Origin of the sequence: Gemmatimonas sp. (genome assembly GCF_044345575.1) — a bacterium.
GTDB lineage: Bacteria > Gemmatimonadota > Gemmatimonadetes > Gemmatimonadales > Gemmatimonadaceae > Gemmatimonas.
This window is the reverse complement of record NZ_JBIJAW010000131.1, coordinates 1-8,726: the sequence shown is the minus strand read 5'-3', so window position 1 is coordinate 8,726 and position 8,726 is coordinate 1. Positions and strand designations below refer to the sequence as shown.

The following is an 8,726-nucleotide window of genomic DNA, read 5'->3' as shown; positions in this document are numbered from 1 at the left end:
TGAACGCCGCGGCGATGAGACAGCCGACGACGGCGTGTCGACGAAACTTGGCGAGGAAGGCGGGCTGTACGATGCCAAGCGCGGTGAGGAGCGCAATCACCACCGGGAGCTCGAATACGGCCCCGAAGGCCAGACACATGGACAGGATGAACCCGACGTATTTGTCGACCGTCGGCATCACCTGCACCGCCTCACTCTGGAAGCTCATGAAGAACCCGAGCGTCACTGGCACCACGTACTCGAATGCCAGGGCCATCCCCATCAGGAACAGCACCGCCGCACCGACGAGCGCCGGGATCACCACTTTCTTTTCGTGGTTATACAGCGCCGGCGAGAGGAATCCCCAGATCTGCCAGGCAATCACGGGCGACGCGAAAATGATCCCAAGCGTGATCGCGGCGTCCATGGCAATGTCGAAAAGATCGCCGGGATGCGTAACGATCAGCGGCCCCTTGAGGAACGGCTGAATCGGCTGAGACAGAATGGCCACCACGTCGATCTGCTTGCTGAAGATCAGCGCGAAGCTTCCACCAATGCCGATGGCCAGCGCCACCGCCACCCGGAAGAGGCGCCAGCGCAATTCCTCGAGGTGCTCGAGGAACGGCATTTCCGTGGAGTTACTGCCCGACATGTGAGACTCGTTTCGTGTGTTGCCAGGTCAAACGCGCGCTCACCGCAGCGTCTTGAGCGTTTCGGTCGCCAACTCGGCTTCGTCGCTCCGCGGGAATCGCGACACGACCTGCTCGAACAGCTGCCGAGCCTGCGCCGTGTTCCCCATCTTCAGCACCAGCTGCGCCCGCTTGTAGAGGGCGGTGGGGGCCTTGGCCGACGTGGGATAGGCGCTCACCACGGCGGCATACGCCGCATCGGCGGCGGGCGCGTTGTTCTCCTTCGCCAGCGACTCGGCAATCCAGAACTGCGCGTCAGCCGCGTAGTCGGACTGCGGATAGTTGGTGATGAGTTCCTGAAAGGTCATGCGCGCCGTTGCCGTGGCACCGCGCAACAGCTGGTCGCGACCCGTCGTGTACAACTGGTTGGGACCGGCCAGCACGCCCGTGGACGTATCCGCGGTGGTGGGTGCCGGCGTCGGCGTGGCCGGACGCGGATTCCCACCGCGACCGGCGGTCGGCGCGGGCTCGGCGGCCGGAGCAACGGGCGCCATGGACATCATGGCATTGCGCGCCTCCATCTCCGCACGTAACCGCGCGATGGTCGCCTGGCTTTGTCCGAGCAACGTCTGCACCTGCAGCAACTGTTCGCGCACGACTCGCATCTCGCCGCGCACGTCGCCCTGAATGCCCACCGTGCGCGCGCTGATCTTCGCGACCGAATCACTGGCGACGGCGAGCAACCGCTGGGTTTGCGCGAGCGCGTCCTTCTGTTCCTGTTGTCCCTTCAGCAACTCAGCGCGCATCACCGCGATGTCACCCTGCAGGATGCGCACGTCACCACGCGTCGCAAAACAGCCCCCCGTGGCCGCGAGGGCCACGAGGGGAATGAGCCGCCACACGCGGCGGAAAGACGACTGGGTCATGCCGAAAGCTCCGGGTGTGGCGACAGCGGTCAGCTGGCGGGCTTGAGGTTCTCGCCGCCGGCGGTGATTTCGAACTCGTCACGACGGTTCTTCGACCACGCCTCTTCCGTGGTCCCCTGCACCGCGGGACGCTCACGGCCGAACGACGACGTCTCGATACGCGAGGCATCGATACCACGGTCGGTCAGGTAGCGCTTGGCCGCTTCGGCGCGGCGACGGCCGAGGGCGATGTTGTACTCGTCACTACCGCGCTCGTCGCAGTGGCCGGCGACGCGGACGCGTAGCGCAGGGTTCGCGTTGAGGATGGCGATCTTCGCATCGAGCGACGCGCGCGCGTCGTCGCGGAGCTCGTCCGCGTCATACTCGAAGTAGATGGTCTCGAGCAGACGCAAACGCGCCGCTGCGACCTTCTCGTTGTACGCGGCCATGGTGTCAACGGGCGCCGCGCGCGGCGTGGTGCGCTCAGGCGCACGCTCGGCCGGCGCCGGCGTCGGGGTCGGCGTGGGCGCGGGAGCCGGCTTCTTCTTGCAGGCGCCGAGCACCAGCGACGTGGACACCAGGACCAGCATCAGACGAGAGGAACGCATCATGTCGAACACTCCGGGGAGAAGGGGGGAGTTGTTACCCGAGACGCTTACTGCGCCTGCAGGCGTGGGGACCATGCAGCCAGTCGCGTTTCGGGACCACGCGTGAGCTGACGCGCACGCCCGGTCTCGATGTCGACCACCCACAGCTGACGAACGCCGCTGCGATTGGAGGTGAGGACCACGTGCCGCGAGTCCGGTGCCCATGAGGGGTCGTCGTTGCGGCCGTCGTTCGTCACCTGTCGCACCGACTGATCGCGCAGGTTGATAGTCATGATCTGGAAGGTACCGCCGTTTCGTGACTGAAAGGCCACCAGACGACCGTCGGGCGACCAATCGGGCCCCGCCCGGTAATCCCGATCGCCAAACGCCGCTGCCGTCAGCAGTTCCACGTTCGTCCCATCCAGATCGCTAATATAAACCTCCGGGTGCCCGGAACGGTCGGACATGAACGCCAATCGCTGGCCGTCGGGGCTGAAAGTGGGCTGCGCGCTGGCGCGTCCACGGCCCACCGTCACGCGGCGCGGGGCGCCACCGTCGAACGACTGGGCGTACAAGTCTGTCCCGCTCTCCGAGCCCCGCGCGTACACCACCGTTCGGCCATCGGGAGAAATGGCCGGTGTCGTGTGTTCGATGCCCGGCGCGCTGGCGATCACCCGCTGCGCCCCCGTGGCGAGGTCGGTGAACATGATGGGGTTCCGCGCCCCGTCGAGCACACTGTACACGATCCCCCGGCCGCTGGGGAGCCATTGCGGCGACATGCCGCTCGGCGTCACCGGAGTGGCGTTGGCCCCATCACTGTCCACGGTCCACACCCGGCCACCGCGCGCGAAGGCGATGCGCGTCTGGGCGATGCCGCGCTGCCCCGTGATCCACTCCTCCACCCCATCGGCCACGCCGTGTACGGCGAGGCGCCAGGCGGGCGACGGTGCGCCCGCCGGCAGCGGAAAGTCCTTCTGGTTTCGGGCGTTCTTGAGGCCCACATCGTGCAGCACCACGCGCACCCATCCGCTCGGCAGCACCGTCGCCTGCACGATGCCATCCACTCCGAGCTTCGAAAAGAGTGCCCAATTGATCGCACCGGTCACTGGCGGCGCGGCGGACGGGCTGACCACGGTGAACCGATCACTGTAATCGAGATCGCGGCTCAGCATTGCCGTGATCGAGTCGCCATTGGCCCCCTTTACCGGGAGCACGATGAGCGCGGTCTTCTCACCCGGCCGGTACTGGAGACCAAGGGTTACCCCCTTGGTGGGCTGAGCGGCCGCCGCACGCGGCATCACCGCCATGGGACCGGCGAGCACGCCGAGGACGAGCGCCGTCGTCGCGAGCCGGATAGGAGCCTTCGTGCGAGCCATCAAGCGTACGGAGTTGAGGAAACCGGGTGGGGCCACCTGCATCACTGCGGCCGCAACGCGTAATCGAATGTGAAATAGACCACCAGCACATCATCGGGCCAGCCCGATGGCAATGGCCCGAACCCTTTACCTGTCCCCACCACCTCGATGGCGCCCATGGCATCGAGATCGTACAGGCGATCGCCCGAGCGCTTCACCACCTCGATACCCACGACCGTGCCATCACGTCGGATCATGAACTTGAGTTCGGTGACCAGCGCAGCCGACACCCGCCGCGGGGACCAGTTCAGCGCGATCTGCCGCACAATGTTGTTCAGGTACCCAGGATACGGGAACGCGATCCCATCGGTGCGGACATTCGCCACATCGGCCCCCTTCGTACCGGTGGCGCCGGCGCCCGACTTGGGCGCCGCGTTGCTTTTGGAGGCCGTGGGCGCCGGGGCATTCTTTGCTCCGCCCTTCTTGCTGCGATCGGTGGACGGCGTGGCCTTGGGCGATGGCAACACCTTTTTCGCCGTACTCGGCGTTGGCACGGTCTTCTCCTCCTCCACGCGCTCGGCCCCGGCGACCGGGTCGTTCGAGGCCGTTGCCTCGGTAACGGGCTTCTCCACCCCGGCCTGACGCGGACCGGCCTGACCGATCAGCTCCACCCGATACACGGGCGGACGGGCCTCCTCCGGCCGGTTCCCGACCCACAGGACGAGCGCGAGCAAGGCCGCATGTATTCCGACCGACACGACCACGCCGCTGCCGAGCGCGTTGCGCCCGGAGGTGGCGAGGCGACCGGTCGAGACACCCATCCTCAGCGGTTCTCTTCCGGCTCGGCCACGAGGCCGACTTCGGTGATCCCGCGTGCCTTCATGGCCGCCACCAGCTTGATGACCGTGCCGTAGTCCACCCCCTGATCAGCGCGCACGAAAACACCGCCGGCCCCCTTCCGGTCGGAGAGCGCCTTGATGCTCCCGGCAAACTCCTCGAAGGTGAGCTTCGTATCGTCCACGAAGATCTGACCACGCCGGTCGATGCTGACGACCAACCCGTTCTTCGGTTCAAGCGGCTTCACCTCGGCGCTGGGCAACGAGATGTCCACCCCGCCCTGCATCATGGGCGCCGTGATCATGAAGATGATCATGAGCAGCATCATGACGTCGATCAGCGACACCACATTGATCTCGGCATTTACGCCAAGCCGTTCACCGCGGCGCCCGCGACGCATGCGTCAGATCCGCCCTTCACGCACCATGAGTGCGATGAGTTCGGAGCCGAAGCCTTCCAATTCGTTGTCGAACCGATTGAGTCGCGACGCGAACACGTTGTAGGCGAATGCGGCGGGAATGGCCACGGCCAGTGCGGCCGCGGTGGCGATAAGCGCAGTGGCAATACCCGGCGCCACCGCCCCGATGTTCCCCGAACCCTTCGTGGCGATTCCCTCGAAGGCCTCGATCACCCCGAGCACCGTGCCGAAGAGCCCGATGAGCGGACTGACGCTGCCTACCGTGGCGAGCCACGGAATGAACTTCCCAAGTGCCTCGCGCTCACGTCCGGTCTGGGAGTCGAGCACGAGCCGGAGCGCTTCGACCTGCGACCCGGAGAGCCGCGCGGTGCGATCGTTCGTCGCTCCCAACGCCGGCTTGGTGTCGTTCAGGAACTGTACCGCCCGCGAGAACACGGCGGTGAAGGGACTGGGCTTGGAACGCTGGGCCAGCAGCATCGCGTCATCGATTCCACGCGCGCGCTCGAAGTCGCGCACGAAGCTGGCGCCAGCTCTTTCCGCCGAGCTGAAGGTACGCCACTTGGCGAACATGATCGCCCAGGAAATGAGCGACAGCACCGCCAGTCCAGCCAGCACCGCTTTGGTGACCGGATCGCTGCCGATGATGAGTCCCACGATTGAGCGCGGCGTGGCCGCTCCCCCCTGGGTGGACAGCTGCAACAGCATCAACGAACCGGTGGAGACGCCGGCCACACTCATCACGCGTGCCCTCCGGCTGCGAGCCGTGCCCGACGGTCGGCAAAGAAGTGGTAGGTGTTGGCCAATCCGTCGGTGATCGCCACCTGCGGCTCCCAGCCGAGGATCGCACGCGCCTTGCTGGTTTCAAGCGCCGAGCGTGCGAGTTCACCGGCGCGCGCCGGCGCGTATTCGATAGGCGCCGTAGCGCCGGACACGCTGCGCAGCGTTTCGGCCAGCGCGTTGACCGACGTTTCGATGCTCGTCCCGATGTTGAACGCGCGCGCATCGAGACGTCCGCGTGCGGGCAATTCGCAGGTGCCTGCGAGGAAGTTGGCGCGCGCGACATCACCGGCATAGACGTAATCCCGCGTCTGCTCGCCATTGCCGAACACAGTGAGCGCCCGCCCGTCGAGCAACCGGTTGCAGAAGATGGCCACGACGCCGGCCTCGCCGTGCGGATCCTGGCGCGGACCATAAACATTGCCGTAGCGCAGCGCGACGGTGTCGAGTCCATGCACGCGGCCGTAGTAGGCGAGGTAGTACTCCACAGCCAACTTGGCGATACCGTACGGTGCCTCCGGGTCCTTCGAGAACTGTTCCGTGCTCGGCGGGGGATCGAAGTCTCCGTAGAGCGCGCCCCCGGTGGACGAGAACACGACGCGGGTGGCGTATCCGCTCGTCCGTACCGCCTCCATGAGATTCAGCGTGCCAAGGATGTTCCGCGTCGCATCGAACGCCGGATCGTTCACGCTGCGGCGCACATCAATCTGGGCGGCGAGGTGACACATCACATCGAAGTGACCATCACGCACGAGCGCAGCAGCTTCCGGCGACGTGATGCACCCGCGCACGAATCGCGCGGCGGCGGGGATGTTTTCTTCGCGCCCGCTCGACAAATCGTCAAGGATGGTGACGCTCCAGCCCTCAGCCAGAAAACGATCCGCCACATGTGAGCCGATGAATCCGGCCCCGCCAGTCACTAGCACTGATTTCGCCATTGCCGCCCGCTACCTCGCCGTCGGAGTGATGAGTGGTGAATACCCGTGAATGTAAACGCGCGCCGGGGCCCACGGGGCACCCGGCGCGCGCGTACGGCATGATCGTCATCTTACGTCGGCACGCGTACCACTCGTCATGCCGATCACACGTCAGACCCGTTTCGAGGAGAGGACGTCGGGTTACGGCGCCTTGGCGAAGCGACGGACCGGCAGCCCCACGGTAATGTCGGTCTGGTACTGCTTCGTGATGATCGCCGTGGCATAGTCCCGTTCGACCCGAACGATACGTGCCGTGGCCGCCATGGCTTCGGTGGTCCCCTTGGCGAGGCGACGATAGATCGCGACTTCGTCACCCGGTACCAATCCCTTGGCGCTGCCGGCGCCGATCACGAGGTAGCTCTGCAACGTCGGCTGGGCCTCCTGCGGGTCGAGCCAGCGGATCGTCGCGGGCACATCGGGCCGATCCAGCGGCACGGCCTTCACCCACGGTGCGCTGACATTGGGCGCTACCAAGACCTGCTGTCCTGCCTCGATGCGTCCCGACTGACGAAGGACCACCGCAAGTGCCGGCTTCCCCGCCTCGGCCCGGGTGACCTCGAGCATGCCCGTGGGGAACACGACCACCTGTTCCTTATCGATCGCCTCCGCCGGACCAAAAGCGAGCAGGCGATCGCCGACTTTGTAGCCCTGCTTCACCGGTGCCTCGACTTCTACCTCGTCCGTCTTGATCGCCCGGTGCGGATAGGCGTCCCCAGCGCTCGGCGAGCCGACGCGCGCGCCGATGCGCCCCAGCGTCTCTAGCGTCCGCGCCGTGGTGACGAATGGCGCTGACATGTACTCGGCGATGCGCGGTGCGGGCGTATTGGGCCTGAGGACCGCACGGGTACGACGCTCCGCCTCAGCGGCATCCGGCAGATCGCGATGAAAAACCGTGAGCACTTCCGAGGGCTTCCGCGAATTCATGGCGGCTTCCTGATCGGCAAGCCCGATCCGGCGCACGGTGCTCTCACCCATGACGGTGCCCGTGGTCGGCTTGAGATTGGCCTTCCCGGTGTCGCCTTGGCTTTCCGCGGTGACCGCCTCAGCGGCCGTCGCGGGGAGCGACGACGGCTTGGCCGACTTGGTACGACGACCGGTGGCGGCCGACCCGGCGTTGCCCCGGCCAGCTGTCTGTGCGGCGAGCGACCCCGCCGACGCCCGGGACGGTGCGGCCTCCGGGGCCGGGAGGGTTGCCTCTCCGGCCTTGACCAGCGCAGCCTTCGGTACCGTGCTGTCGGCGGGAGCCTCCGCCAACTCGGCGGCCTTTGCGGACCGCTCGGCCGGTCGCGTCGGGACGTTCAACCGCATGCCGACTTCGAGCGGCGGATCGTTCGAAATGGGTATCCCGTTCCGCCGCGCCAGCGCCTGCCACTGATGGCCGTCGCCGAAATACCGCGCGGCGAGCCCCCAGAGGGTCTCGCCCGCCTTGACGACATGGGTCTTGGACGCCGGCTCCTGCGCCGCCACGGCGACGCCCTGGGCATGCAGCAGCGACGGGCGCCAAACGAGCAGTAGAGCAATGGTGGCGATGACCGCGACCAACAGACGGGACAACAGCGCACCTGGCTGTGGGGCCGGCACGGTAGCGGAAGTGTGCGCCCGATCGGCTGCGCGCATCGGCAAACCTCGACAAGGGAAGAGTCAAGCGGCCCGCAAGGACCGCCTCGGGCGGTCTGCCTGGAATCCGAGCGCAGGTCCCCCACACGGGAGACGTTTTCCCCGTCCTGTCGTAACGCCCGATTCGTGCCGGCGCCGGCGCATGTCATTTCAATACGGGCATTTCCCGGCGACCCATAACTGGGCCGCCGGGAACGGCGCCGTGTCTGCTACTCAGAACGGCAGATCGTCGTCTTCGTCGGCCAGAGCGCCCGGGAAGTCGTTGAAGTCGTCGCCGCCAGCGGCCGGCGCCGCTGCCTTTCGGGGGGCCGCAGGCGCAGCCGACCGACGCGGAGCGCTGTCCATGTCGTCACCCATGCCGGCGCCACCCGGGCGTCCACCAAGGAGCATGAGCTCCTTGACCTTGATTTCGGTGGTGTAGCGCGTCTGCCCGTCCTTGTCCTGCCACTGACGGTATTCGATCTCCCCTTCGACATACACCTTCTCGCCCTTGCGGACGTACTTCTCGACGACGTCGGCGAGACCAGTCCCGCGCCCGCTGTTCCACACGACGCAGCGGTGCCACTCCGTCTTTTCCTGCTTGTTCCCGCTCTGGTCGGTCCACTGGCGACCCGTCGCCAGCGAGAACGTGGCCACGCGGCCACC

At 66.6% G+C, this 8,726-nt stretch carries 10 protein-coding genes; all 10 read right to left on the bottom strand.

Annotated elements, in window-relative coordinates:
- On the bottom strand, positions 1 to 631 hold a 631-nt coding region (gene tatC / locus ACIQ6O_RS09330; protein ID WP_396207515.1), incomplete at its 3' end, for a twin-arginine translocase subunit TatC.
- 39 nt (positions 632 to 670) lie between these two features.
- Positions 671 to 1,534, bottom strand: a complete 864-nt coding sequence (gene ybgF / locus ACIQ6O_RS09325) for a tol-pal system protein YbgF (RefSeq protein WP_396207514.1) — start codon at positions 1,532 to 1,534, stop codon at positions 671 to 673.
- A gap of 29 nt (positions 1,535 to 1,563) precedes the next feature.
- Entirely contained in the window at positions 1,564 to 2,124 is a 561-nt protein-coding gene (gene pal / locus ACIQ6O_RS09320; RefSeq protein ID WP_396207513.1) for a peptidoglycan-associated lipoprotein Pal, read from the bottom strand.
- Positions 2,125 to 2,168: 44 nt separating this feature from the next.
- A complete protein-coding gene (locus ACIQ6O_RS09315; protein ID WP_396207512.1) occupies positions 2,169 to 3,476 on the bottom strand; it encodes a hypothetical protein in 1,308 nt (435 codons plus the stop codon).
- A gap of 41 nt (positions 3,477 to 3,517) precedes the next feature.
- Positions 3,518 to 4,276, bottom strand: coding sequence for a TonB C-terminal domain-containing protein (locus ACIQ6O_RS09310; protein ID WP_396207511.1), 759 nt, complete (start codon positions 4,274 to 4,276; stop codon positions 3,518 to 3,520).
- Between the two features lie 2 nt (positions 4,277 to 4,278).
- Positions 4,279 to 4,692, bottom strand: a complete 414-nt coding sequence (locus ACIQ6O_RS09305; protein WP_396207510.1) for a biopolymer transporter ExbD — start codon at positions 4,690 to 4,692, stop codon at positions 4,279 to 4,281.
- Positions 4,693 to 4,695: 3 nt separating this feature from the next.
- Positions 4,696 to 5,448, bottom strand: a complete 753-nt coding sequence (locus tag ACIQ6O_RS09300) for a MotA/TolQ/ExbB proton channel family protein (protein ID WP_396207509.1) — start codon at positions 5,446 to 5,448, stop codon at positions 4,696 to 4,698.
- On the bottom strand, positions 5,448 to 6,425 hold the full coding sequence (locus ACIQ6O_RS09295) for an NAD-dependent epimerase/dehydratase family protein (RefSeq protein WP_396207508.1): 978 nt from the start codon (positions 6,423 to 6,425) through the stop codon (positions 5,448 to 5,450). The genes ACIQ6O_RS09300 and ACIQ6O_RS09295 overlap by 1 nt, the downstream gene beginning before the upstream one ends.
- A 180-nt stretch (positions 6,426 to 6,605) precedes the next feature.
- Positions 6,606 to 8,081, bottom strand: a complete 1,476-nt coding sequence (locus ACIQ6O_RS09290; protein ID WP_396207507.1) for a LysM peptidoglycan-binding domain-containing protein — start codon at positions 8,079 to 8,081, stop codon at positions 6,606 to 6,608.
- Between the two features lie 213 nt (positions 8,082 to 8,294).
- Positions 8,295 to 8,726 (bottom strand): single-stranded DNA-binding protein (locus ACIQ6O_RS09285; protein WP_396207506.1); only part of this gene is annotated, 432 nt, incomplete at its 5' end.

Coding starts and splice junctions, on each gene's coding strand:
- ybgF (WP_396207514.1), bottom strand. CDS start 1,534: ATGACCCAGTCGTCTTTCCGCCGCGTGTGGCGGCTCATTCCCCTCGTG.
- pal (WP_396207513.1), bottom strand. CDS start 2,124: ATGATGCGTTCCTCTCGTCTGATGCTGGTCCTGGTGTCCACGTCGCTG.
- ACIQ6O_RS09315 (WP_396207512.1), bottom strand. CDS start 3,476: ATGGCTCGCACGAAGGCTCCTATCCGGCTCGCGACGACGGCGCTCGTC.
- ACIQ6O_RS09310 (WP_396207511.1), bottom strand. CDS start 4,276: ATGGGTGTCTCGACCGGTCGCCTCGCCACCTCCGGGCGCAACGCGCTC.
- ACIQ6O_RS09305 (WP_396207510.1), bottom strand. CDS start 4,692: ATGCGTCGCGGGCGCCGCGGTGAACGGCTTGGCGTAAATGCCGAGATC.
- ACIQ6O_RS09300 (WP_396207509.1), bottom strand. CDS start 5,448: ATGAGTGTGGCCGGCGTCTCCACCGGTTCGTTGATGCTGTTGCAGCTG.
- ACIQ6O_RS09295 (WP_396207508.1), bottom strand. CDS start 6,425: ATGGCGAAATCAGTGCTAGTGACTGGCGGGGCCGGATTCATCGGCTCA.
- ACIQ6O_RS09290 (WP_396207507.1), bottom strand. CDS start 8,081: ATGCGCGCAGCCGATCGGGCGCACACTTCCGCTACCGTGCCGGCCCCA.